28 protein-coding genes are annotated in these 21812 nt (G+C 70.5%); 19 read left to right on the plus strand and 9 right to left on the minus strand.

Features of this window, described 5'->3' with window-relative positions; all coding sequences use genetic code 11:
• Window positions 1-71 precede the first annotated feature (71 nt).
• From ACIQLK_RS05475 to ACIQLK_RS05485, 3 genes are read left to right on the plus strand one after another with little or no spacing between them, the layout of a single operon-like run.
• Complete coding sequence (locus tag ACIQLK_RS05475) at window positions 72-494, plus strand: hypothetical protein (RefSeq protein ID WP_400363279.1); 423 nt, start codon at window positions 72-74, stop codon at window positions 492-494.
• Window positions 491-1060 carry a hypothetical protein gene (locus tag ACIQLK_RS05480; protein WP_400363280.1) on the plus strand — a complete coding sequence of 190 codons (570 nt, stop codon included), beginning with the start codon at window positions 491-493 and terminating at the stop codon, window positions 1058-1060. Before ACIQLK_RS05475 ends, ACIQLK_RS05480 begins: the two co-directional genes overlap by 4 nt.
• Window positions 1061-1085: 25 nt before the next feature.
• Entirely contained in the window at window positions 1086-1340 is a 255-nt protein-coding gene (locus ACIQLK_RS05485) for a hypothetical protein (protein WP_400363281.1), read from the plus strand.
• Between the two features lie 2 nt (window positions 1341-1342).
• On the opposite strand, the gene ACIQLK_RS05490 is transcribed toward ACIQLK_RS05485, so the two are convergent.
• The gene (locus ACIQLK_RS05490) at window positions 1343-2236 is read right to left on the minus strand and encodes a zinc-ribbon domain-containing protein (protein WP_400363282.1); all 894 of its coding nucleotides are present in this window, start codon (window positions 2234-2236) and stop codon (window positions 1343-1345) included.
• 44 nt (window positions 2237-2280) lie between these two features.
• On the opposite strand from ACIQLK_RS05490, the gene ACIQLK_RS05495 reads away from it, so the two are divergent.
• A complete protein-coding gene (locus tag ACIQLK_RS05495) occupies window positions 2281-3039 on the plus strand; it encodes a hypothetical protein (protein ID WP_400363283.1) in 759 nt (252 codons plus the stop codon).
• A gap of 7 nt (window positions 3040-3046) precedes the next feature.
• Here the strand turns inward: ACIQLK_RS05495 and ACIQLK_RS05500 are convergent, their stop codons facing one another.
• Window positions 3047-3460, minus strand: coding sequence for a glucose-6-phosphate dehydrogenase (locus ACIQLK_RS05500; RefSeq protein WP_400363284.1), 414 nt, complete (start codon window positions 3458-3460; stop codon window positions 3047-3049).
• Between the two features lie 96 nt (window positions 3461-3556).
• Here ACIQLK_RS05500 and ACIQLK_RS05505 point away from each other — a divergent pair, with 96 nt between their 5' ends.
• From ACIQLK_RS05505 to ACIQLK_RS05515, 3 genes are read left to right on the plus strand one after another with little or no spacing between them, the layout of a single operon-like run.
• On the plus strand, window positions 3557-4459 hold the full coding sequence (locus ACIQLK_RS05505) for a 1,4-dihydroxy-2-naphthoyl-CoA synthase (RefSeq protein WP_400363285.1): 903 nt from the start codon (window positions 3557-3559) through the stop codon (window positions 4457-4459).
• Between the two features lie 9 nt (window positions 4460-4468).
• Window positions 4469-5644 carry an AMP-binding protein gene (locus ACIQLK_RS05510; protein WP_400363286.1) on the plus strand — a complete coding sequence of 392 codons (1176 nt, stop codon included), beginning with the start codon at window positions 4469-4471 and terminating at the stop codon, window positions 5642-5644.
• Window positions 5645-5655: 11 nt separating this feature from the next.
• Window positions 5656-6636, plus strand: a complete 981-nt coding sequence (locus ACIQLK_RS05515) for a 1,4-dihydroxy-2-naphthoate polyprenyltransferase (RefSeq protein ID WP_400363287.1) — start codon at window positions 5656-5658, stop codon at window positions 6634-6636.
• A 3-nt stretch (window positions 6637-6639) separates the two neighbouring features.
• Here ACIQLK_RS05515 and ACIQLK_RS05520 read toward each other — a convergent pair whose 3' ends face one another.
• A complete protein-coding gene (locus ACIQLK_RS05520; RefSeq protein WP_400363288.1) occupies window positions 6640-6930 on the minus strand; it encodes a DUF4229 domain-containing protein in 291 nt (96 codons plus the stop codon).
• A gap of 76 nt (window positions 6931-7006) precedes the next feature.
• Between ACIQLK_RS05520 and ACIQLK_RS05525 the strand changes: the two genes are divergently transcribed.
• From ACIQLK_RS05525 to ACIQLK_RS05535, 3 genes are read left to right on the plus strand one after another with little or no spacing between them, the layout of a single operon-like run.
• Complete coding sequence (locus ACIQLK_RS05525; protein ID WP_400363289.1) at window positions 7007-7417, plus strand: PLD nuclease N-terminal domain-containing protein; 411 nt, start codon at window positions 7007-7009, stop codon at window positions 7415-7417.
• 1 nt (window position 7418) lies between these two features.
• Entirely contained in the window at window positions 7419-9197 is a 1779-nt protein-coding gene (gene menD / locus ACIQLK_RS05530) for a 2-succinyl-5-enolpyruvyl-6-hydroxy-3-cyclohexene-1-carboxylic-acid synthase (protein WP_400363290.1), read from the plus strand.
• 56 nt (window positions 9198-9253) lie between these two features.
• Window positions 9254-10126, plus strand: a complete 873-nt coding sequence (locus ACIQLK_RS05535) for a PPK2 family polyphosphate kinase (RefSeq protein WP_400363291.1) — start codon at window positions 9254-9256, stop codon at window positions 10124-10126.
• A gap of 4 nt (window positions 10127-10130) precedes the next feature.
• Here the strand turns inward: ACIQLK_RS05535 and ACIQLK_RS05540 are convergent, their stop codons facing one another.
• Window positions 10131-11447 carry a DUF222 domain-containing protein gene (locus ACIQLK_RS05540; RefSeq protein WP_400363292.1) on the minus strand — a complete coding sequence of 439 codons (1317 nt, stop codon included), beginning with the start codon at window positions 11445-11447 and terminating at the stop codon, window positions 10131-10133.
• Window positions 11448-11489: 42 nt separating this feature from the next.
• On the minus strand, window positions 11490-12254 hold the full coding sequence (locus tag ACIQLK_RS05545; RefSeq protein WP_400363293.1) for an alpha/beta fold hydrolase: 765 nt from the start codon (window positions 12252-12254) through the stop codon (window positions 11490-11492).
• Window positions 12255-12276: 22 nt separating this feature from the next.
• Between ACIQLK_RS05545 and ACIQLK_RS05550 the strand changes: the two genes are divergently transcribed.
• The 4 genes from ACIQLK_RS05550 (at window position 12277) to ACIQLK_RS05565 (ending at window position 14313) form a co-directional block, all read left to right on the plus strand.
• Window positions 12277-12444 (plus strand): hypothetical protein, encoded by a 168-nt coding sequence (locus ACIQLK_RS05550; protein ID WP_400363294.1) that lies wholly within the window; start codon window positions 12277-12279, stop codon window positions 12442-12444.
• Between the two features lie 14 nt (window positions 12445-12458).
• Window positions 12459-12749: a DUF1905 domain-containing protein gene (locus ACIQLK_RS05555; RefSeq protein WP_400363295.1), complete on the plus strand. Its 291-nt coding sequence runs from the start codon at window positions 12459-12461 to the stop codon at window positions 12747-12749.
• Window positions 12750-12826: 77 nt separating this feature from the next.
• Window positions 12827-13612: an alpha/beta fold hydrolase gene (locus ACIQLK_RS05560; protein ID WP_400363297.1), complete on the plus strand. Its 786-nt coding sequence runs from the start codon at window positions 12827-12829 to the stop codon at window positions 13610-13612.
• On the plus strand, window positions 13609-14313 hold the full coding sequence (locus tag ACIQLK_RS05565) for an esterase/lipase family protein (protein ID WP_400363298.1): 705 nt from the start codon (window positions 13609-13611) through the stop codon (window positions 14311-14313). The genes ACIQLK_RS05560 and ACIQLK_RS05565 overlap by 4 nt, the downstream gene beginning before the upstream one ends.
• A 98-nt stretch (window positions 14314-14411) precedes the next feature.
• On the opposite strand, the gene ACIQLK_RS05570 is transcribed toward ACIQLK_RS05565, so the two are convergent.
• The gene (locus tag ACIQLK_RS05570) at window positions 14412-14576 is read right to left on the minus strand and encodes a hypothetical protein (RefSeq protein ID WP_400363300.1); all 165 of its coding nucleotides are present in this window, start codon (window positions 14574-14576) and stop codon (window positions 14412-14414) included.
• A gap of 10 nt (window positions 14577-14586) precedes the next feature.
• Window positions 14587-15024, minus strand: a complete 438-nt coding sequence (locus ACIQLK_RS05575) for an HIT family protein (RefSeq protein ID WP_400363302.1) — start codon at window positions 15022-15024, stop codon at window positions 14587-14589.
• A gap of 72 nt (window positions 15025-15096) precedes the next feature.
• Here ACIQLK_RS05575 and ACIQLK_RS05580 point away from each other — a divergent pair, with 72 nt between their 5' ends.
• Window positions 15097-15801, plus strand: coding sequence for a CatA-like O-acetyltransferase (locus ACIQLK_RS05580; protein WP_400363304.1), 705 nt, complete (start codon window positions 15097-15099; stop codon window positions 15799-15801).
• Here ACIQLK_RS05580 and ACIQLK_RS05585 read toward each other — a convergent pair.
• Complete coding sequence (locus ACIQLK_RS05585) at window positions 15748-16665, minus strand: EamA family transporter (RefSeq protein WP_400363306.1); 918 nt, start codon at window positions 16663-16665, stop codon at window positions 15748-15750. The genes ACIQLK_RS05580 and ACIQLK_RS05585 overlap by 54 nt on opposite strands.
• Before the next feature lie 55 nt (window positions 16666-16720).
• On the opposite strand from ACIQLK_RS05585, the gene ACIQLK_RS05590 reads away from it, so the two are divergent.
• Window positions 16721-17200 (plus strand): MarR family winged helix-turn-helix transcriptional regulator, encoded by a 480-nt coding sequence (locus tag ACIQLK_RS05590; RefSeq protein ID WP_400363308.1) that lies wholly within the window; start codon window positions 16721-16723, stop codon window positions 17198-17200.
• Between the two features lie 12 nt (window positions 17201-17212).
• On the opposite strand, the gene ACIQLK_RS05595 is transcribed toward ACIQLK_RS05590, so the two are convergent.
• Complete coding sequence (locus ACIQLK_RS05595) at window positions 17213-18463, minus strand: isochorismate synthase MenF (protein WP_400363310.1); 1251 nt, start codon at window positions 18461-18463, stop codon at window positions 17213-17215.
• An 80-nt stretch (window positions 18464-18543) separates the two neighbouring features.
• On the opposite strand from ACIQLK_RS05595, the gene ACIQLK_RS05600 reads away from it, so the two are divergent.
• The 3 genes from ACIQLK_RS05600 to ACIQLK_RS05610 all read left to right on the plus strand — a co-directional run bounded on the left by ACIQLK_RS05600 (window position 18544) and on the right by ACIQLK_RS05610 (window position 21810).
• Complete coding sequence (locus tag ACIQLK_RS05600) at window positions 18544-19290, plus strand: demethylmenaquinone methyltransferase (protein WP_400363312.1); 747 nt, start codon at window positions 18544-18546, stop codon at window positions 19288-19290.
• A gap of 23 nt (window positions 19291-19313) precedes the next feature.
• Window positions 19314-20375 carry a polyprenyl synthetase family protein gene (locus ACIQLK_RS05605; RefSeq protein ID WP_400363313.1) on the plus strand — a complete coding sequence of 354 codons (1062 nt, stop codon included), beginning with the start codon at window positions 19314-19316 and terminating at the stop codon, window positions 20373-20375.
• A 61-nt stretch (window positions 20376-20436) separates the two neighbouring features.
• Window positions 20437-21810 carry an FAD-dependent oxidoreductase gene (locus tag ACIQLK_RS05610; protein ID WP_400363314.1) on the plus strand — a complete coding sequence of 458 codons (1374 nt, stop codon included), beginning with the start codon at window positions 20437-20439 and terminating at the stop codon, window positions 21808-21810.
• Window positions 21811-21812 lie beyond the last annotated feature (2 nt).

Here is a 21812-nt window from a genome sequence, read left to right on the forward strand (position 1 = left end):
TTCCGCACCCTGGCGAGACGATGTCCCAGGATGGGACACTCCTCGGCAGGGGGTGCGGGATGCGGCGACGAATGACGATCGCGGTCGGGCTGGTGGTGCTGGGGGTCGCGCTCGCCGGATGCGACGGTGTCCGGCTCCCTTTCGTGGAGGTCCAGGCCTGTGCATCGTGGGTGTCGTACGAGACCGACGAGGAGCGCGCCGCCGGATCGCAGGCGGTCGTGGTGACGAGCTCGGTCGAGCCGGACGGCATGACGCGGATCATGGAATACGACACGAACGTGTATCTCGTCACCGTGGACGTGGCGGAGAAGGGCAACATCGCGGCCGGCGACCGGATCCGCGTCGCCTCTACCGCGGATGCCTGCGGCGCTCCGTACGGCGATGCCGACGGCGACCCGATGCTCGACTCGGGTCCGCTTCGCCTGTTCCTCTACGACGAGGGAGGCACGTGGCGGACGATCACGCCGTTCGACGGTGTTCGGCCGGCGACGTGAGGTTCGTCTTCCACCAGCGTGCCGATCTCGTGGGCGAGGTGCTCGTCCCGGCATCCGATCTGGCGGACATCGACCCCGCGGCGTACGGGCGGGCGATGTCGAAGTACGACGACACCCCGGAGCGCCGACGACTGCGTGACACGGTCATCCCGGGCCTCGGCAGGGGGTGGACCGAGGTCGTGTTCTTGAGTCCCGTCCACCCTCACGCGATCTGGCGGGCGTGGCGCGAGATCCGAGGCAGAGAGCTGCCGCGGGCGGAGTTCTGGGCTATCCCGGCGGACGACCTGCCGCACGGGACGGTCGTCCTCGACCGGACGGTCTCGGCGGTCGGCGACCCGATCGAGTCGGCAGAGGTCGCACCGTTCGATCCGGCATCGTTCACGTCGGCCATGGAGGTGCCCGCGGCGAACCGTGCCTGGCTCGAGGAGATGGTGCGCCGCGGCGTCAGCGGGGCGTGGTTCCACGGCATCCCCCACGTCCTCGCGCCGGGAGCGGTGCCGCTCCACCGGGCCCACGTGATCGGCTGGGAGCAGGACATTGATTCGAATGTCGGACTCGACGGATAAGAACACATGTTCTAGTCTGGACCTCATGGAAGCCCGGGCATTCGAACACGATCTGACGCTGTGGTTCGTCGACGACGTGCCCGCCCGCATGTTCTTCGGCGGTCGGCGGTGGAGCGTGACCGACACCCCCACCCGCCTCGGTCGAGGGACGTGGCCGCCGTTGCCCGCGTCCGCCGACCGGGCGTGGCGGTTCCAGGCGACCGACCGCGCCGGGGAGGCCTTCGTCTTCGACATCTACGACGACGGCGACCATTGGCACGTGCACCGCGCGTACACCTGATCTCACCGCAGGTACGCGTCGATCACGAGGTCGCCCCGGATCCGGCGGAGCGCGTCGACGATCGCGGGAACGGTTCGCGTCCCCGCCGTCCGGAGGACGACGTCGTGCGGTCCGAGCGGTTCGAGTCCTCCGGTGCGGACCCGAACGACCTCCCAGCCGGCCGCGCGCAGCAGCGCATCCTTGCGTCGGTCGGATGCCTCCCGCTTTCCCACGTGCTCGAGTCCGTGCCGACCCGGAGTGTCGTACTCGACCGCCACGCGCAGTTCGGGCAGAAGCATGTCCGGCCACACCTCGCGATGGCGGAAGAACGGCCGCGCCACCCGGACCGCCGTCATCCCTTCGGTGAAGAGGATCGCCGAGGTCAGATCCGCGCGCAGCCGCGCTTCGGCGGCGGATGCCGGTGGCGGAGCGCACGCGCTGACGAACGGCTCGCCCGCCGGGAGGTTCGGGGTCTTCTCGCAGACGGCCGGAGCGGCGCGCCTCCGTGCCGGAGCCGGAGCGGGGGCCACCGGCGTCCGCACCGCCTTCGCCTGCTGCACGGCTGCGAGAGCCGCGCCCGCGTCGATGCGTTCGACGACCCTCACGGGGCGGGGCGCCGCGAGCGCAGAGCACTCCGGGCACCAGGCCGACCGGCGTCGCACGCGTCCCGGGCGTTCACGCTGCTCGGTCGGCGTCGCGGCGAACCGATGGCCGGCGGAGCATTCCCAGCACAGCAGGACGTCGGCGGCCGGCGGGATCTGCGACAGGACGATGCCGCCGTTGAGGTCGGGGTGGTACTGCCGGACGAGTTCCGGGTATGCGGCCCACGCGGATCGGTAGGTCCCGACGGCGTACGGGACGTCGGTGCCGCGCGAGAACTGCCGCCGCTCCCACCACCACCGCACCGGTTCCGTCACGGTGCCGACGCTAAGCGGGGGCTCGGACACGGCATACTGCGGAGATGCGTGCCCTTCGATCCGTCGTCCTCGTCGCCGCGCTCGTCGCCGGGCTGACCGGTTGCGTCTCGACCGCGAGCCTCGAATCGGAGCAGTCGCCCTCGCCGTCACCGCGCCCGACGCGCGTGATCGTCGATGGCGAGACGGACGACCCGTCCTGCACACGAGGGGGCGATACGACCCTGCCGGTCGAGGAGTCGATCGACGGGATGCCGGGGGTCGATCGCGGTCCCGAGTACACCGCCGGCGTCGCTCTCTTCGAACGCGGCGACGGCGCCTGCGTGCCCGCCGGAACGGAGGCCGTCAACGCGCTGTGTGCCCTGCAGGTCGCGCGGGACGGCGTCTCCGCGTATCTCGCACCGACCGAGCACATGTTCGCGGCGGGAGCGACGTCGCAGATCCAGGCCTCGGTATCGGGACGCAGCACGAGGGATGAGCAATTCCTCTACCGCATGTCGGTCTGGCGCTTCGACTCACCCGCCGCAGCGCAGGAGGCCCCATTCGTCGACGCCGTCACCGCGTGCGACGGCGTCCTCTCCGCCGTCACCGACGAAGGACAGCGGCTCGAACTGCGTGACGGCGACGAGCCGTACCTCCGGCTGGATGTGGAAGGGGATCGGATCTTCGCGTTCCAGAGTCTCCGTCTGTCAGACGCACCCGGGCTGCGCTCGACGTCGTCCGGCCTGCTTCCGGTGGTCGCGGTCGATCACATCGAGCAGTGGTGGCGCCTCCACGGTACGGACATCGAGCCGACCGAGCCCTGAATCCGGCTCAGGCGACCTGCTGGCCGCACATCCCGCACTCACCGGTGGCGGAGACCTCGACGAAGCAGTTCGGGCACATGGCGCGGACGACGTCGAGCGAGGCTCCAGGGCGCTTGGGTGCCACGGTCCGCTCGGGACGCGGCTTCGGTGCGGTGCCGCGGGCCTTGCCCGGGCGGGCGACCGACGGCGGGGGCGGCGGCGCGGTCTTGGGGGCGTGCTCGGCGCAGTAGTAGCGCACGAATCCGGCGTGATTGTTGGGATGCCGGTGCTTGACGGCCCACAGTTCGGTCCGCTCCCGCGGCTCGCTGCCCGCGGGGCAGCTCACGCAGCGCGTCGGCTCGCCGGGCACGGCGTCGGCGGCGAGGACGGGGACCTCGAACGGAAGAGCGTCCCGCCAGTCGGATGATCTCGTGATCTTCATGCGGGGGTCTCTCTGCAGCCCTCGTCGGGGGTGAGAGCCGCCCTACAAGCTTCGCACGATCGGAGCCCGCGCGGGCCTCGCGCGTAGGCTGGCCGGGTGACCGTCTCCGAGCTCTTCGACCCGTCGGAGTGGACCGAGGCGCCCGGCGCCCAGGGCTACACCGACATCACCGCGCACGTCTCGACAGACGGGCGGATCGCCCGCATCGCGTTCGACCGTCCCGAGGTGCGGAACGCCTTCCGGCCGCACACCGTCGACGAGCTGTACCGCGCTCTCGACATCGCCCGGCAGGACCCGAGGATCGGCGTCGTGCTGCTCACCGGCAACGGCCCGAGCGCGAAGGACGGCGGCTGGGCGTTCTGCTCCGGCGGCGACCAGCGCATCCGTGGCCGCGACGGCTACACGTACGCCGCCGACGACGCGACGACCCCCGATCCGGCCCGCGCGGGGCGGCTCCACATCCTCGAGGTGCAGCGCCTGATCCGCTTCATGCCCAAGGTCGTCATCGCTGTCATCCCGGGCTGGGCGGCCGGCGGCGGGCACTCGCTGCACATCGTCTGCGACCTGTCGATCGCGAGCGCCGAGCATGGCAGGTTCAAGCAGACCGATGCCGACGTCGGCTCGTTCGACGCCGGATACGGCTCGGCCTACATGGCTCGCCAGGTCGGCCAGAAGGTCGCGCGAGAGGTCTTCTTCCTGGCCGAGGAGTACTCGGCGCAGCGCGCGTACGAGATGGGCGCCGTGAACCGCGTCGTCCCGCACGCCGATCTCGAGCGCGAGGCGATCTCGATGGCGCGGACGATCCTCGGCAAATCCCCGACGGCGATCCGCATGCTGAAGTTCGCCTTCAATGCGATCGACGACGGCATGGTCGGCCAGCAGGTGTTCGCGGGTGAGGCGACCCGTCTCGCTTACGGCACCGACGAGGCCGTCGAAGGACGCGACGCCTTCCTCGAGAAGCGCGATCCGGACTGGTCGCCGTACCCGTACCACTACTGAGTCCGCACCATGCAGCTGAGCCGCCTCGATTCCGCGGATCCGCGTGACGTCCTCCGCGCGCTCCGTGCCGCGGTGCTCGGCGCGGGACCCGCGGTCGGTCTCGGCGCGGCGTCCGATCTTCCGGCCGACGTGCCCGCGGGGACGGCCGTCGTCGTCACGACGAGCGGATCGACCGGGTACCCGAAGTCCGTCGCGCTCAGCCGGTCGGCGCTGACCTCGTCGGCGCTCGCGACGGCGGACCGTATCGGCAGCGGCTCGTGGCTGCTCGCTCTCCCCGCGACCTACGTCGCCGGCGTGCAGGTCATGGTGCGGGCGCTCGTGGCCGGTCGCGACCCGGCGATCCTGGCCGGCTCGTTCACGGCGCAGACGTTCACCGCCGCCGCCTCCGCGATGGCGGCGAGCGAGGGCGGACACCGCGTCCCGACGTACACGTCCCTCGTCCCCGCCCAGGTGCAGACCCTGGTCGAGGCGGGGGAGACGGATGCCGCGGTCGCCCGCGCGTTCGCCTCGTTCGACGCCGTGCTCGTCGGCGGTCAGGCGCTGCCGCCCGCGCTCGCCGAGCGCGCCGCCGCTCTCGGCGCCCGCATCGTCCGCACCTACGGGTCGACCGAGACGAGCGGAGGGTGCGTCTATGACGGCGTCCCGCTGGAGGGGGTGCGGCTTCGCGTCGAGGACGGCGAGGTCCAGGTCGGCGGCCCGACGCTCGCCGACGGGTACCTCGGCGATCCCGAACGGACGGCCGAGACGTTCGTCCGCGGCGTGGACGGTGCGCGCTGGTACCGGACCGGCGATTCCGGGTCGTTCGACGACGGGGTCCTGCGCATCTCGGGCCGCCGCGACAACGTCATCGTGTCGGGTGGTGTGAACGTCTCGCTCGATCGCGTCGAGCAGACCGTTCGTGCGATCGAGGGGCTCGAAGGCGCCGTCGTCGTGCCGACGCGCGACGAGCGGTGGGGCGAGGCATCCGTCGTCGTCCTCTCGCGCCGAGCGCTCGGGAACCACGCCGAGCCCGATCTCCTCGACGACCTGCGCCGCGTCGTCGCCGAAGCCGCGGGTGCGCCCGCGCGCCCCCGCGAGCTGCTCGTGCTCGATGAGGTGCCGATGACCTCGACCGGCAAGCCCGACCGAGCGCTCCTCCGCTCGTTGCTCGCAGACGACGGGGAGCCCGGGCCGCGCGGGGAATAGGATCCTTGCTCGTGGCCGCATCCCGAAAGACCTCCCGCAAGCCTGCCGCCAAGCGCACCGCGCCGCGCGGCAACCCGGCGAAGGCGCGCGTCTCGTCGGCGCCGCCCAAGCCCGCGCCGGTGACGGCCCGCGACTGGATCGGTGCGGCGCGCCTTCGGACGTTGCCGCTCGCGATCAGCCCGATCCTGGTCGGAACGGGTGCGGCGATCGCCGTCGGCGCCGGGTTCCACTGGGTCCTCGCCCTGTGCTGCCTGGTCGTGGCCGTCTCGCTGCAGATCGCGGTGAACTTCGCGAACGACTACAGCGACGGCATCCGCGGCACCGATGACCACCGCGTCGGTCCGACGCGCCTGACCGCGTCGGGCCGGGTCACGCCTCGCGCCGTGCTGACCGCAGCCCTGATCTTCTTCGCGATCGCGGCCCTGGTCGGGATCGCGGTCGTCATCCGCACGCAGTTCTGGTGGATGCTGGCGGTCGGCGCGGTCTGCATCGTCGCCGCCTGGTTCTACACCGGCGGCAAACGCCCTTATGGCTACTTCGGCCTGGGGGAGCTGTTCGTCTTCGTGTTCTTCGGCCCCGTCGCCACGATCGGCACGACCTACGTGCAGGCGGGCTCCGTGCCGCAGGAGTCCTGGCTGCCGTCGATCGCTGTCGGCGCCCTGGCCTGCGGCGTCTTGATCACGAACAACCTGCGCGACATCGCCCAGGATCGTGTCGCCGGCAAGCGCACACTGACCGTGCTCATCGGCAAGCGCGCATCGCAGGTGCTCTACACGCTGTTCATGCTCGTGCCGTTCGCCGTGGTGCCGGTGCTCGGCGTCGTCTACCCGGTCGCGTGGCTGTCGCTGCTCGTGCTGCTGGTGACGCTGTCGGCCACCCTCATCGTCTGGACGTATCGGACGCCGCGCGAGCTGATCGTCGCGCTGCAGCTCAGTTCGATCGCATCGCTCGCGTGGAGCGGGTTCATCCTCTGGGCGTACGTCGCGGTCTGATGATCAGCGGGGGCTGTCGTCAGCCGCGGCATCCTCATCGCGGAACGCGTCCTCGACAGCCTCGTCACTGTTGTCGCGACGGCGCGCCTCGCGGCGTTCGGCGATACCCATCGACACGTCGTCGAGCGGGCGGCGCAGGAACAGTATCGACAGGCTGAGGCCGATCAACGCGGCGAAGATCGCGGCGAGCCAGTACTGCTCCCGCAGCACGGGGAACAGCATCATGACCCCGAACGGGACGAAGAAGGCGAGCAGCCGCAGCAGCGCGTAGACGAGGGCGGACCGGGCACGCATCCTCACATTCTACGGCGGCCAGGCTGAGCGGCAGCCGCGCCGCCTCGGGGTGCGACCGCGCGCCTAGGATGGAGGAATGGCGCGCGTGTACCTCGTTCTGGCGCTGCTGTTCGCCGCTTTCTGGGTCTACAGCATCGTCGACTGCGCGCTTCAGCCGCCGACCCGCCATCGCGGGGTGAGCAAGCCGATCTGGCTGCTCATCGTGATCTTGCTGCCCGTCGTCGGCGGTGTCCTCTGGTTCGTCATCGGTCGCGCACGTGCGTCGTCGCAGCGCGTGACGTTCCGAGCCCCTGACGACGATCCCGACTTCCTCGGTCGCATCAGCACCTCGAGCGACCAGGACGAGCGCATCCGTCGCCTCGAAGAGGAGCTGGCCGCGCTCGACTCCGAGTCTCCCGACCCGCGCGATCGACCTGCTGAGCCGCCGCTCGCCGATCCCCGGTCCGACGACGACACGGACGAGCAGTCCCGCGGTTCGCGTTCCTGACATGACGACTGCCGGACCCGGACGCGCACCGGCGACCGACGCCGCAGCGGCGCTGCTCACTCGTCTCGTCGAGCGGGGACTTCGCCACATCGTCGTCTCGCCCGGATCGCGGTCGCAGGCACTCGCCCTCGTCGCGGCAGAGCTCGAGGCCCGCGGTCTCGTCCGCCTCCACGTCCGCATCGACGAGCGCGTCGCGGGCTTCACGGCGCTCGGTATCGGCCGCGAGGACAGGATGCCGGCGGCCGTCGTCTGCACGTCGGGGACGGCGGTCGCGAACCTCCTCCCCGCTGTTCTTGAAGCACACCACTCCGGCGTGCCGCTCCTCCTCCTCACGGCGGACCGTCCGCCGGAGCTGCGCGGCATCGGCGCGAACCAGGCCACCCGTCAGCCCGGTATGTTCTCCGGCTTCGTCCGCCTCGAATCCGATCTACCGGTGGCCGAGGGCGTCGCCGACTCCTTCGACGCTGATGAGGTCGCCGCCTTCCGGGCTGCCGCCGACGACGGATGGGATGCCGCGGTCGGCGCGGGTTCCCGCGTCGCCGGTCCCGTGCACCTCAACGTCCCCTCCCGCGAGCCGCTCGCCGGCGAAGTGCCCGGGTGGCTCCCGTCAGCGCCGGGCGACGTCCCGGCATCCGAACCTGCTGCCGCAGACGAGGCCGCCGAGGCGGAATGGGGAGCGCACTACCAGGGTGGCGGCGGTGTGGGCGCGGCGGTCGAGCCCGTCGGGTCGGAGGCGGTCGTCCTCGAGGCCGGTCCACGGACGGTCGTCGTCGCGGGTGCCGATGCCGGAGCGGATGCCGAACAGCTCGCCCACGAGGGCGGATTCCCGCTCATCGCAGAGATCGTCAGTGGCGCGCGCTTCGGGCGGCATCTCGTGCACGGGTACCGCCATCTGCTCTCCGACCCCGACCTCGGCGGGCGGATCGAACGCGTCGTCGTCTTCGGGCACCCCACCTTGAGCCGCGAGGTGGCGCGCCTGCTCAGTCGAGACGACATCGAGGTCCTGGCGGTGCGCGGCACGGGGGAGAACCTCAACCTCAACGGTGCGACGGTCCCGGTCGACGCGGTCACCGCCACGAAGGGCGATCGCGAGTGGCTGGCGGCGTGGATGCGAGCGTCGCGCGACCGGATCGTCGATCTCAGCCCTGCCGCACCGGATGCCGATGCTCTATCGTCCGCGGTTCCCGCCGAGCGCCTGGGGGCGATCTCGGCAGAGCTCGGCGCGATCCGCGCACCCCTCGACCGGGCGGCTCTCGTCGACGCCGTCTGGCGAGCGACGTGGCCGCACGACCGGCTGATGTTCGGCTCGTCGCGTCTCGTCCGCGTGGCCGACGAGGTCCTGGGCGGGAAGAAGGTTCCCGTCCACGCGAACCGCGGGCTCGCCGGAATCGACGGGACGGTCGCGACGGGCCTCGGCATCGCAGCGGCGTCTCAGCGGGGCGCGACTCCCGGCCTCACGCGGGTGCTGCTCGGCGACCTCGCTTTCCTGCACGACGTCGGAGCGCTCCTTCATCCGTCCGCGGAGGAGGAACCTCGCATCCAGGTCATCGTGGGCAACGACGGCGGCGGCACCATCTTCGACGGGCTCGAGGTCGCGGGAGTCGCAGGAACGGACGCCTTCGATCGGGTCCAGTACACGCCGCAGACCGCGCGCATCGAAGAGCTCGCGACCGCGTACGGCTGGGAGTACCGCCGTGTCACGACGCGGGGGGCACTGGATCAGGCGTTGACGGCGCCGGTCGGCGGACGCCAGATCATCGAAGTCCCGCTCGAGCGATAGCGGCGGTGTCCGCAAGTCCATCGCGTGACGCGCCGTCCCGCGGCAGGATGAGGCGCATGACTGCGACGCACCACTCCTCCAGCGGCCATTGGACCGATTCGCCGACGACGCTCCTCCGCGTCGGTCCGGGGTTCCGACTGGCGGACGTCGATCCCGATGCGACGCCCGGGTACGACGGCGGCAAGAAAGCGGGCCAGGCCGACCTCGCCGCGGCTGCCGGGCAGTTCGACCAACTGCAGGAGCGGCTGTATGCGCAGAGCCGGACGCAGCCGGAGTCCCCGGCGGTCCTGCTCGTGCTGCAGGCGATGGACTCGGCGGGCAAGGGCGGCATCGTTCGGCACGTGATCGGTGCGACCGACCCGCAGGGTGTGCACCTGAAGGCGTTCAAGAAACCGACACCGGAGGAACTTACGCACGACTTCTTGTGGCGGGTCGAGAAGGAGGTCCCCGAGCCGGGGTACATCGGCGTCTTCGATCGCTCGCACTACGAGGACGTTCTGATCGGTCGGGTCCGTGAGCTCGCACCGGCGGACGAGATCGAGCGTCGCTACGGAGCGATCGTCGACTTCGAGGAGCGCCTGGTCGGGCGTGGGGTGCACATCGTGAAGGTGATGCTCCACATCTCCGCCGCCGAGCAGAAGTCACGGTTGGCGGAGCGGCTGGATCGTCCCGACAAGCACTGGAAGTACAACCCCGGCGACGTCGATGAGCGCGAGCTCTGGCCCGCGTACATGGAGGCGTACCAGACGCTCTTCGAGCGGACCTCGACGGATCAGGCGCCGTGGTACGTCGTCCCCGCCAACGCGAAATGGTACGCACGACTCGCCGTGCAGGCGCTCCTCATCGACGTGCTGGAGCGCATCGATCCGCGGTGGCCGGCGGCTGACTTCGACGTTGAAGCCGAGAAGGCGCGACTCGCCGAAACATGACGAGTCAGAAGGGTGCCGGGTCTCCGGGGTGCGTTTCGGCAGGAGTGAAGGCGACGGCCGGGACGGGTGCGTCTTCTCTGTAGGTCCTGCCGAGGGGTGAGGTCCATTCGAGGACTCCACCCGACAGTTGTCGGACCCGCCAGGCCGTGAATTGCTTCATCGAATGATGCCGTTGGCACAGATGCGCGAGGTTGGACAGTTCTGTCCGCCCGCCGAGAGCGTGATCATGCGTGTGATCCACCTCGCAGCGGATGGCGGCGACCCGGCATCCGGGGAACCGGCAATGCTGGTCCCTCGCTTGCAGGAATCGGCGCATCCCGGACGGCACACGGTATGAATCCGTCGACACGGTGACCCCGGTAGTGGGGTCGTGGAACAGGCGTTCCCAGACTCCGGTGTCGCCAGCAAGCGTGCGGGTGGTCGCGGGATCGATGGGCGAGCGGCCGATGAGATCGCACGGCCCGTCGTCGCCACCCGACAACGTCGCCGCGGGGACCAGCACCTGTACGCGGGCGCGGATCGCGCCGAGCGGCCCGGCGGTCGTGTCCCGCGTGTCATCCAACGACGGCGTTCCCGCGAGGAGCAGGTCGGCGAACACGTCCGCTCGGACCTGGTCCGTCGAGCGCGCATCGGTCGCGATCGCATCTGAGATCGCCGAGCGCTCGCCGCGGGTGTCGACGATCGCTCGCGCCTGCTGCGTGAGCCGATCGTGGATGCCCTCGGCGATCACCGTCGGGAGGGTCGCGATCAAGTCGCTCATCCCATCCCGCCCCGGCACGAGCCGCACACACCGCCCCGCGGCCGCCTCTTCGTGTCGTTCCGCGAACGAGCGCGGGTGCATACGGTGCGCAAGGATCTCCAGCTCGCCTCGCACCCGGTTTGGCGTTTGGCCTTCGCAGCGTTCGATCGCGACCTTCTCGAACTCCGCCCACATCTCTGCGGGCAGGTTCACCCCGGTATCCACGATCGCCGAGACGTGTCCGCGGACGATCCGTCCCGCCGCCCACGCGTCAACTGCGGCGGGGAACCCTTCGATGGTCACTCGGGCTTCGCCGATGCGTCGTTGCACGGTCCGGTCGGTCATCCGCATCGCCCCGGCGACCTCCGCGGCGATCGACCGCAGCGCCATGTCGTGCAGGAGGACGTTCGCGTCCGCGCGAGGGCTCTGTGCCTCCGCCAACCGACCCGCCGCGGCGAGCGTACGCAACTCCGCGATCTGCCCCGAAGCGATGACACGGCCCGCGTCCTCGACGTCCGCAACGATCCCCGCGATGGCGGCAAGATAATCCTCGCTACCGGGCGTTTCCTCTGCGTCCGTCATACCTGCACTCTGCCACCGACCTCCGACATCGACTCGAGCCGGTCAGGGCAGGTGGGAGCGGACCGCGCGGGCGACGGCATCCGGTCGTTCCACCGGAACGAAGTGCCCGCAGTCGGTGACGATCTCGAGACGGACGTCCGAGAAATGCTTCGGAAGCTCGTCCGCCCATTCCACCGGGAAGAGGGGGTCGCGGTCGGCCCACAGCATCGTCGTCGGGACCGTGACCGGGTTCTCGCCCGCGGCGTATCCGCGATTCGCGGCGTACCACTGCAGGCTCGCGGCGAAGGCGCCGGGCCGCGCGTACGCGGCGACGATCTCGTCGAGGTGCGGGGGAGGGGCGGCCCCCGCCCGCCATGTCTCCCAGATGTAGGTGAGGTAGGTCCGAACGGCGCGTTCGTCGCCGTCGATGAGCGCGGCGGCCACGGGTTCGCGGTGGAAGTGCTGGTACCAGAAGGTCGAGGCCAAGGCGGGGGATGCCGTCCGGTCGCCGATCCCGGGATAAGCGGGCGTCAGCACAGCACCGACGAATCGGCCGGGGTCGGCGCGGAGGGCGGCCTGGGCGATCCGGCTGCCGATGTCGTACCCGGCGATGACGACGCCGTCCGCGACCCCGGCGTCGTCGAGGAGGGAGAGGAGGCGCCCGGCGTGCGCCGCCGCTGTCGCGTCGAACGCGGTCGTCGCGCGGGTGAACCCCGCACCGAAGCCCGCGAGGTCAGGAACGATCACCCGCTCCCCGCTCAGATCCGCCACCACACGGTCGTAGTCCGAGGGGAGTCCGGGCCAGCCGTGGAGGAGGACGACAGTCATAGGTCGAGGCTAGGTTGAAGGCATGATCAAGGCCTACATCGCGCTCCTGCTCATCCTCGGTGTCGCCATGGCGGCCTTCGGCATCCTCGCGCCTCTCGGGGGCGGGCTCATCATCGCGGCCATCGGGACGGCCGCGATCGCGGCAGGACTCACGCTCGTCGGCGTCGAGCTGCGGTCGCCCGCCCGCTGAGCCGAGGAGACACCATGCCCTTCGAACCCGTCGCCCTCGACCACACTTTCACCGCTCCGATCGGAGTGGAGGCGAAGGGCGAGACATGGGCCTGCGTCGAGATGCCGGGATCGGCCGAGTTCTTCGGCACCGGTCGCTCGGTGAGGGTCGACCTGCGCGTCGATGACGTCGAGATGCCGAACGTCGGATTGATGGTGACGGGCACCGGCGGTCACATGGTGTCCCTGAATGCTGCGGTCCGCAAGAAGCTCGGGAAGGACATCGGCGATACGGTCACCGTCCACCTGACGCGTCGCCTGCGGTAGGTCAACCCCCGGCATCCCTGCCGCTGCGGCGGCTAGCGTGAGGCGTCCCGGCGGACCGGGCAGGCGAGAGGGAACGCGTGAGAGAACCCCACGGTGCGATCGCGGACGACGTGGCGGTCGACGGACGGGTCTTCCGCGTCGTGCGCTCAGGGCCCGCCGCCGCGACGCGCACGTTCCTCCTCGTGCACGGGATCGGGATGTCGCATCGCTATCTGCGTCGGATGCACACCGAACTCGCGCGTGAGGACGCGGTCGTCTCCATCGATCTGCCCGGATTCGGAGGGACACCCAAGCCCGGGCAGGACCTCGATGTCCCAGGAATGGCCGAGTTGATCGCGGGACTGCTCGACCGCCTCGGCCTGCAGGACGTCACCGCCGTCGGTCATTCGATGGGGAGCCAATGGGTCGTCGAGGTGGCGCTGCAACGTCCCGACCTCATCACTCACACGATCGCGATGGGACCGGTGGCCGACGACCGACACCGGACGGCCTTCGCGCAGGCCCGTGCGCTCGCGGTGGACATGTTCGGCGAGTCGCCCAGGGCGAACTGGCTCGTGCTCACCGACTACCTCCGATGCGGCATCCCCTGGTACTCGCGGCAGCTGCGGCACATGCTCGCCTACCCGTTGGACGAGCGCGTCCGGTCCCTCTCGCAGCCCCTGCTCGTCCTCCGAGGAGCGCGCGATCCCGTGGCCGGTGGACCGTGGTGCCGCAGGTTGGCTGCCGCTGCCCCGGATGCGGCCGTCGCCGAGATCCCGAGGGGTTTCCATGTCGTCCAGGACAGATCGTCGAAGGATGCCGCGGACGCCATCCGCGCCTTCGTAGCGGCGCGGACGCCACCGGTTCCCCGGGTCTCCCGATGAGCCGGCTCCTCCGCAACGCCGCCTGGTGGGCCCGCGATTACCTCTACGCGCTCCGATGGCAGGTGAATGCCGCACTCAGCCGCACCGATCCGCGAGAGTTCGCGACGGGGAATCTGACGCCCGTGCTGATCCTGCCGGGCGTGTACGAGACCTGGCGGTTCATGATTCCGCTCATCACCGCGATGCACGACCGGGGGCATCCCGTCCATGTCCTGCCGGTCCTGCGACGCAACCGGCGTCCCGTCGACGAGGCGGCAGCGAGTGTCGTCGAGTACATCGCGCACAACGACCTGCGTGGTTGCGTGCTGCTGGCGCACAGCAAGGGGGGTCTCGTCGGGAAGCGCGCCATGGTCGTGGACGCCGCACAGGATCGGATCGCGAGCATGCTCGCGGTCGCGACGCCCTTCGGGGGTTCCCGCTACGGGCGCGTCATGGTCCTCCCCTCGCTGCGGATCTTCTCACCCCGCAGCGCCACGATCGTCGCCCTCTCGGAGGAGCACGAGGTCAACGGCCGCATCGTCTCGGTCTACGGACGGTTCGACCCTCACATCCCCGAGGGGAGCGAGCTGCCGGGCGCCGCGAAGAACGTCCGGTTGGACTCCGGCGGGCACTTCCGGGTGCTCGCGGACCCCCGCGTCATCGCGGAACTGATCGCCCTGTCGGAGGGCGACGGGAGTCCGGCGGGTCAGGCCACGCCCTGAGCGACGAGGGTGTCGTCGACCAAGGCGTAAACGGGCTGCGGACGGAACCCCGCGAAGAAGGTCGCGCGATGCTTCTCGACGCGCACAGCGTGCCGTTCCTATCGACCGACCTCGAACGCCCACGTCTTCACCGTGCTCGCGGAGAATCCGCGGACGGTGTCGACGACGCTCTGCCCGTCGACGGTGATGGTCAGCCGACCCCAGAACTTGTCGAAGGAGAAGACGACAATGTGCTTCTCGGTATCGCCCACGGGCAAGGTCATGATCACAGGGTCAGCCTGGGGTGCGTGATCCCATGGCCGATCGAAATGCGTCGCGCTCCCCGTCGCTCAGAGGCTCGAGCGGGTAGCGGGTGGCATCCTCGCGGAACTCGTAGCCGTCGTCCGGCTGGCGGGGGATGACGTGGAGGTGCGCGTGCAGGGTGCCCTGGTCGGCATCCTCTCCGTTCGACATCACGAGGTTCGTTCCGGTCGTCGTCGCGAGGACGTCCCGGATGGCGCGGTCCGCGGCCTGCGCGACGAGCGCGAGTTCGGTCACCTCATCGGACGTCAGCGACGCGAAGTCGGGCGCGTGCCGGAGCGGGATGACCAGGACGTGCCCGCGATTGATCGGATGCCGGTCGAGGACTGCGAGAACGCGCTCGCCGCGGGCCACGACGTCGAAGCTGCCCTCGGCGATGTTCCGACAGAAGCTGCAGGTGTCGTCGTGCATACCCGTGAGACTACGGCGGGCGGTCGTCGTCGACGAGTTCCTCGAGGCGGTGCCGTGACGGAGGATGGAACGATGGACACCGCCGTGCCGATCGACCTCGACTCCTGGCCGCGCCGCTCGCACTTCGAGCACTATCGCCGCCGCGTGCCCTGCACGTACGCGATCACCGTCGAGATCGATGTGACCGACTTCGTCCGCCGCGTCCGTTCCGCCCGGCGCCGCACGTACGTCGCGCAGGTGTGGGCGATCGCGACCACCGTGAACCGGTACGAGGAGTTCCGGCTGACGCTCGACGAGGCCGGCGCGCCGGCTGTGTGGTCGCGTGTGCACCCGGCCTTCACGGTCTTCGATCCGGACCGCGAGACCTTCGCGAGCGTGTGGGTGGGCTACGACGACGACTTCGCGGCGTTCCACGATGCCGCCGTTCAGGTCATCGCCGACCTTGCGCACGCGACCGAGCTCTTCCCGCAGGGAGCGCCGCCGGCGAACACCTTCGACATCTCGAGCCTGCCGTGGACCAGCTTCACCGGCTTCACCCTGAACATCGATGGCGCGTGGGATCACCTCGCCCCGATCTTCACGCTCGGCCGTTACGTCGAGCGCGACGGGAGGACCTTCCTTCCGCTCGCTGTGCAGGTCCACCACGCGGCGGCGGACGGCTTCCACACCGCCCGGCTCATCGAAGCGCTCCGGGACATCTTCGCCGATGCGACGTGGCTCGGCTCAGACGTCTCGGTTCCCGATGCGTCCGCGGTCGATTCCAGACCGCTCGGCTGAGACCAGCGCGCGCCGGGAGCCACGCGGCACCTCTCCGGCGAGGACGGCCGCGACGGCGACGAACACCAGCACGACGCCGCAGACCTGCGTCGGGGTGAGGGTCTCTCGCGAGATGAGACCGCCGATCGTGAGCGCGACGACCGGACTCAGGAGCCCGAGGAAGGCAGGGACCCGTGCCGGCAGTGCGGCGACCCCGCGGAACCACACGGCGTAGGCGAGCGCGGTACCGATGAGCGTGAGGTAGGCGTAACCGGCGATGTTGGTGAGCGTGGGCGGCTGCTCGGGGAGAGGCTCGAAGACGGCGACGAGTGCGGCGAGGATGAGACCGCCGGCGATGAGCTGCCAGGCGGTGACCACGAGGGGTGGGTGATCGTGCGACCACGCCTTCGTCAATACGACGCCGAGCGCCATCGACACGGCACCCAGCAGGGCGGCGGCGACGCCGATCGCATCGAGGCCGCCCGCAGCCCGCAGGACGATGAGCGCGACGCCGGTCACCCCGGCGGCCCCCGCGGCGACGACCCGCCCCGTCAGCTTCTCGGCGAGCAAGCGCGAGGCCAGTACGGCGACCAGCAGGGGCTGGATCCCGCCGACGACCGCCGCAACGCCACCGGGCAATCGATCTGCGGCGATGAACAGGAAGGCGAAGAACCCGGCGATGTTGAGCGCGCCGAGGACCGCGGCCTTCCACCACCACGACCCGTGGGGGAGTCGCCGCCCGATGAGCAGGAGCAGGATGCCGGCGGGCAGCGCGCGCACGGTCGCGGTGAGAAGCGGGTGGTCCGCGAGGAGGAGAGTCGTCGACGTGATGTACGTCGTGCCCCAGAGGATCGGTGCGACCGCCGTCGCTGCAACGGCCCTCATCGTTTTGCTAAGCACTAAGCAAATATAGCTCACCACTTAGCGATATGGTCGCACCATGGATCACGTCGATCGCGTCATCACCCAATGGCACAGCGCCCGCCCGGGCCTCGACGTGAGTCCGATGGCCGTGATCGGTCGATTGAGCCGCGCGGCCGCCGTCGTCGACGCGAGGCTCGCTGCGACGTTCGCGTCGCACGGAATCGACGCCGGGACGTTCGACGTCCTCGCGACGCTCGCGCGCCAGGGGGCTCCCTTCCGGATCACCCCGGCGGAGCTCGCCGCGGACGCCATGATCACCTCGAGTGCGGTCGCCCAGCGACTCAATCGCCTCGACCGGTTGGGCCTCGTGGTCCGCGAGCCGAATCCCGGCGACGGCCGCGGAAAGTTCGTGCGCCTGACCGACGCCGGCCGGGAGCTCCTCGACGCGGTACTGCCCGATCACCTGGCGACCGAGCGGCAGATCCTCGCACCGCTCTCACGCGACGAGCGGGACACCCTCGCCGAGCTGCTGTCGAAGCTGACGGCCGGGGAGTGAGCGACGCGCCCGTCAGGCGAGCGCGTCGACGATCGGGCGGAACTTGACCCGGGTCTCGAGCATCTCCGTCTCGGGGTCGCTCCCCGCGACGATTCCCGCGCCCGCATGGGCGATGAGCGGGATGTCGGCGCCGGCATCCGTGTGCACGTCGAACTGCGCGCAGCGCAGGGCGATCGCCCACTCGCCGTCACCTGCGGCGTCGATCCAGCCGACGGGGCCGGCGTATCGGCCGCGATCGAACGGCTCGACCCTGCGGATGACCTCGAGGGCGGCCTGCGTCGGTGTGCCGGCCACGGCTGCAGTCGGGTGCAGCACCTCGACGAGGTCGAGCGACGACGCGTGGCCCGACAGTGAGCCCTCGACATCGGTCGCCAGGTGCCAGACGTTCGGCAGCTTCAGCATGAACGGCTCGGGCTCGGCGACCAGCGCCGTCGTGTGGTCGCGCAGCGCCGTCAGCACACTCTGCACGGCGTATCGGTGCTCGTCGAGGTCCTTCGAGCTCGTCGCGAGGGCGACGGATGCTGCGGTGTCCGCATCGGCGTCGGCCCCGCGCGCGGCGGTCCCCGCCAGCACCCGCGCGGTCACGGTGCCGCCCGAAACGGTCACCAGGGTCTCGGGGCTCGCCCCGATCGTGCCGTCGACGGCGAACGTCCAGGTGTCGGGGTAGGCCGACGCGAGCGCTCGCACCAGGCGGCGCAGATCGGAGCCGGCCGGAACGGTGCCCACGAGGTCGCGGGCCAGGACGACTTTCGCGACCTCGCCGGAGGCGATGGCGTCGAGGCCGGCGCGAACCTCGCTCTGATAACCGTCGGGCGTGCATGCGCCGGGACCGACCGTCGCGGACCAGTGCGGGCCGAGCGTGACCGCCTGCGGTTCGTCGCGCTCGGGTTCGCCCTCGACGAAGACGTGGGTGACCCAACTCGTGTCTCCGCGGCGGCCGATGATCATGCGGGGCACGGCCAGGGCGGCGGTCGCGGAGCTGTTCGCCGGGTCGAACGGCAGGGCGCCGAAGGCGACGAGGCCGGACCCCGGCATCCTCACCTTGTCGTCGACTTCCGCGACGGCGGCCACATCGCGCCACCACCGCGCCGCGGGCGCACCGGCGGGGAGCTCGGCCGCACGACCGACGCCGACGAGGAGGTCGCCGCGGCGCGACCACACGGTCGGGTCGTCGGGGGAGGCGTAGACGAGCGGCTCGTCGACCGGTTCGATCCGGCGGGTGACGGCACGCAGCCGCGGGATGCCGAGCGCAGACGTGGTCACTCCGCCAGCCTAATCCGGCCGCGGAGCGGCAGGCCGCGCCTCCCAGCCCGACGGCATCCCGCCCCGATTAGGCTCGGTATGTGACCGAACAGCCCTCCCGCACCCCGTCCACCCGCGCGGACCTCGGCAAGGATCCCGCCCGCGTCAGCGGCATGTTCGACGAGGTCGCGCCGGCCTACGACCGCACCAACACGGTGCTGAGCCTGGGCAACGACAAGCTGTGGCGCATCGCGACGACGCGCGCCGTGGCACCGCGCCGCGGTCAGCGCATCCTCGACCTGGCAGCGGGCACCGGGGCGAGCTCGGTCTCGCTCGCCCGTTCCGGAGCCGACGTCGTCGCGGGCGACTTCTCGGCGGGGATGATCGCGGAGGGGAAGCGGCGGCACGGCGGCACCCCGAATCTGTCCTTCGTCGAGGCGGACGCGACGGCGCTGCCGTTCGCCGATGAGGAGTTCGACACCGTGACGATCTCGTTCGGTCTGCGCAACGTCAACGACCCCGACACGGCTCTGCGCGAGATGCTGCGCGTCACCAAGCCCGGTGGCACGCTCGTGATCTGCGAGTTCTCGCATCCGCCGGCAGCGCTCATGCGCAGTCTCTACCGCTTCTACAACGACCGCATCCTGCCCGTCGTCGCCCGCGCTTTCAGCTCGAACGCGGCCGCCTACGACTATCTCAACGAGTCGATCCGCGACTGGCCGAACCAGCGTGCGCTCGCCGGACGCATGCGCGAGGCGGGCTGGGAGCAGGTGGCCTGGCGCGACCTGAGCTTCGGGATCGTCGCACTGCACCGCGCGCACAAGCCCGCAACCCCGAACCAGGCCTAGAGCGCGACGGGTACGCTGGAGCCATGACCCCCCGACCCGGTACTCCGGGCTCGCAGATCGCGAGCCGCCTCGGCGTCACCGAACGCATCTTCGTGGGACCGCGGATGCGGAAGCTCCTCACCACGGTCGAAGAAGGGCTCGACCTCGTCGAAGCCCGGCTCGCCGGTGAGCTGAAGGTCGGCGACTCGCTCGCCGACGTCACGTCCCGCTACCTCTACGAGGCCGGCGGAAAGCGGATGCGGCCGATGCTCGCGATCCTCACGGCGCAGCTCGGATCCGGGATCACCGACGACGTCCTCGCCGGTGCCACGGCCCTCGAGATGACCCACCTCGGGTCGCTGTACCACGACGACGTCATGGATGAGGCGGATCGCCGGCGCGGCGTCCCCAGTGCTCACGCCGTGTGGGGCAACAGCGTCGCGATCCTCACGGGCGACCTCCTGTTCTCGCGTGCCAGCCAGCTCATGGCGCAAGTCGGAGAGCGGGCGATCCGGTTGCAGGCCGACACGTTCGAGCGCCTCGTCCTGGGCCAGATGCACGAGACGGTCGGCGCGCAGCCGGGCGATGATCCGGTGGACTTCTACCTGCAGGTCCTCAGCGACAAGACCGGTTCGCTCATCGCCGCCGCCGCTGAGACCGGCGTCGTCTTCTCCGACGCGTCCGACGAGTACGCGGCTCCCGTCCGCGAATTCGGCGAGCGGGTGGGCGTCGCCTTCCAGCTGCTCGACGACGTCATCGACCTCTCCGCGGACGCCGCCGAGACCGGGAAGGTACCGGGGACCGACCTGCGCGCGGGCGTCCCGACCATGCCCTACCTCCTCCTCGGCCGCGCGGCCGACCCGGCGTCGCAGTCGCTGAAGGTCACGATCGACGAGGGTGTCGCCCGCATCTCGGACGGCGCCGATCCCGCGATCCTCGACGAGCCGCTCGCGCAGCTGCGCGAGCACCCCGCGACCGAGGCCACCCGTCGGCTCGCCCACGAGTGGTCCGACCGCGCCGTCGCGGCTCTCGCGCCCCTGCCCGATGGTCAGGTACGCGAGGCGCTGACGCGCTTCGCCCAGGTCGTCGTCGACCGCTCCAGCTGAAACCCGGCGGATTCGCCGCTGCGTCGTCACGCCCGCGCGCGGGCTCTCGGAAAGGACACCCATGACCAAGCTTCGGCTGGCCATCGTCGGCGCGGGACCCGCCGGCATCTACGCGGCGGACATCCTCCTCAAGGCAGAGCGAAAATTCGACGTCTCGATCGATCTGTTCGACCACCTGCCCGCTCCGTACGGACTCGTCCGCTACGGCGTCGCCCCCGACCACCCGCGGATCAAGGGCATCATCAACGCGCTTCGCGACGTGCTGGACCGCGGTGACATCCGGATCTTCGGCAACGTCCGCTTCGGCACCGACATCACCCTCGCCGACCTCAAGAAGCACTACAACGCGGTCATCTTCGCGACCGGTGCGATCAAGGACGCCGATCTCGACATCCCGGGCATCGACGCCGAGGGCTCCTACGGTGCGGCGGATTTCGTCAGCTGGTACGACGGGCACCCGGACTTCCCGCGCGAATGGCCGCTCGAGGCGGCATCCGTTGCGGTCCTCGGCAACGGCAACGTCGCGCTCGACGTCGCTCGCGTGCTCGCCAAGCACGCCGACGACCTGCTGCCGACCGAGATCCCCGCGAACGTGTATGAGGGGCTCAAGGCCTCTCCGGTCACGGACGTGCACGTCTTCGGCCGCCGCGGTCCGGCGCAGGTGAAGTTCACCCCGCTCGAGCTCCGAGAGCTCGGCGAGCTGCGCGACGTCGACATGGTCGTCTACGACGAGGACTTCGACTACGACGAGGCATCGAAGGCGGCCATCGCCTCCAACAAGCAGGTCATGGTCATCGATCGCGTCCTGCAGTCGTGGCGCACGCGGCCGAGCGTCAACAACGCAGGGGGCGAGGCGAGCCGCCGACTGCACTTGCACTTCTGGGCGCGTCCCGTGGAGATCAAGAAGGATGCCGACGGCCGTGTCGCGGCGATCGTGACCGAGCGCACGCGCCCCGACGGCTCCGGCGGGGTCGAGGGCACCGGCGAGCTCCGCGAAGTCGAGGTCGGTCAGGTCTACCGCGCAGTCGGGTATTTCGGTTCGCCGCTGCCGGACGTGCCGTTCGACAAGCGCCACGGGGTGATCCCGAACCACGAGGGCCAGGTGCTGAAGAAAGGCTCGAACGAGCGCGTGCCGGGTGTCTACGCGACGGGGTGGATCAAGCGCGGCCCGGTCGGCCTCATCGGTCACACCAAGTCCGACGCGATGGAGACCATCCGTCACCTCATCAACGACCAGGCGTCGTGGTGGAACCCGGAGGACCCGTCCGACGACGCGATCGTCGCCCTGCTGGCCGAGCGGCAGGTCGCCTGGACCGACCTGGACGGCTGGCACCGGCTCGACGAGCACGAGGTCTCGCTGGGTGCTCCGCACGAGCGCGAGCGCATCAAGGTCGTCGACCGCGACGAGATGGTGCGGGTCTCGCGCGGCGAGTGATT

This window comes from Microbacterium sp. NPDC091382 (assembly GCF_044757025.1).
Lineage (GTDB): Bacteria > Actinomycetota > Actinomycetes > Actinomycetales > Microbacteriaceae > Microbacterium.

Bases quoted from the DNA above. Each gene is read 5' to 3' on its own strand.
- ACIQLK_RS05475 (WP_400363279.1), top strand. From the start codon at position 72: ATGACGATCGCGGTCGGGCTGGTGGTGCTGGGGGTCGCGCTCGCCGGA.
- ACIQLK_RS05485 (WP_400363281.1), top strand. From the start codon at position 1,086: ATGGAAGCCCGGGCATTCGAACACGATCTGACGCTGTGGTTCGTCGAC.
- ACIQLK_RS05495 (WP_400363283.1), top strand. From the start codon at position 2,281: ATGCGTGCCCTTCGATCCGTCGTCCTCGTCGCCGCGCTCGTCGCCGGG.
- ACIQLK_RS05500 (WP_400363284.1), bottom strand. From the start codon at position 3,460: ATGAAGATCACGAGATCATCCGACTGGCGGGACGCTCTTCCGTTCGAG.
- ACIQLK_RS05510 (WP_400363286.1), top strand. From the start codon at position 4,469: ATGCAGCTGAGCCGCCTCGATTCCGCGGATCCGCGTGACGTCCTCCGC.
- ACIQLK_RS05520 (WP_400363288.1), bottom strand. From the start codon at position 6,930: ATGCGTGCCCGGTCCGCCCTCGTCTACGCGCTGCTGCGGCTGCTCGCC.
- ACIQLK_RS05525 (WP_400363289.1), top strand. From the start codon at position 7,007: ATGGCGCGCGTGTACCTCGTTCTGGCGCTGCTGTTCGCCGCTTTCTGG.
- menD (WP_400363290.1), top strand. From the start codon at position 7,419: ATGACGACTGCCGGACCCGGACGCGCACCGGCGACCGACGCCGCAGCG.
- ACIQLK_RS05535 (WP_400363291.1), top strand. From the start codon at position 9,254: ATGACTGCGACGCACCACTCCTCCAGCGGCCATTGGACCGATTCGCCG.
- ACIQLK_RS05540 (WP_400363292.1), bottom strand. From the start codon at position 11,447: ATGACGGACGCAGAGGAAACGCCCGGTAGCGAGGATTATCTTGCCGCC.
- ACIQLK_RS05545 (WP_400363293.1), bottom strand. From the start codon at position 12,254: ATGACTGTCGTCCTCCTCCACGGCTGGCCCGGACTCCCCTCGGACTAC.
- ACIQLK_RS05550 (WP_400363294.1), top strand. From the start codon at position 12,277: ATGATCAAGGCCTACATCGCGCTCCTGCTCATCCTCGGTGTCGCCATG.
- ACIQLK_RS05555 (WP_400363295.1), top strand. From the start codon at position 12,459: ATGCCCTTCGAACCCGTCGCCCTCGACCACACTTTCACCGCTCCGATC.
- ACIQLK_RS05565 (WP_400363298.1), top strand. From the start codon at position 13,609: ATGAGCCGGCTCCTCCGCAACGCCGCCTGGTGGGCCCGCGATTACCTC.
- ACIQLK_RS05570 (WP_400363300.1), bottom strand. From the start codon at position 14,576: ATGACCTTGCCCGTGGGCGATACCGAGAAGCACATTGTCGTCTTCTCC.
- ACIQLK_RS05575 (WP_400363302.1), bottom strand. From the start codon at position 15,024: ATGCACGACGACACCTGCAGCTTCTGTCGGAACATCGCCGAGGGCAGC.
- ACIQLK_RS05580 (WP_400363304.1), top strand. From the start codon at position 15,097: ATGGACACCGCCGTGCCGATCGACCTCGACTCCTGGCCGCGCCGCTCG.
- ACIQLK_RS05585 (WP_400363306.1), bottom strand. From the start codon at position 16,665: ATGAGGGCCGTTGCAGCGACGGCGGTCGCACCGATCCTCTGGGGCACG.
- ACIQLK_RS05590 (WP_400363308.1), top strand. From the start codon at position 16,721: ATGGATCACGTCGATCGCGTCATCACCCAATGGCACAGCGCCCGCCCG.
- ACIQLK_RS05605 (WP_400363313.1), top strand. From the start codon at position 19,314: ATGACCCCCCGACCCGGTACTCCGGGCTCGCAGATCGCGAGCCGCCTC.
- ACIQLK_RS05610 (WP_400363314.1), top strand. From the start codon at position 20,437: ATGACCAAGCTTCGGCTGGCCATCGTCGGCGCGGGACCCGCCGGCATC.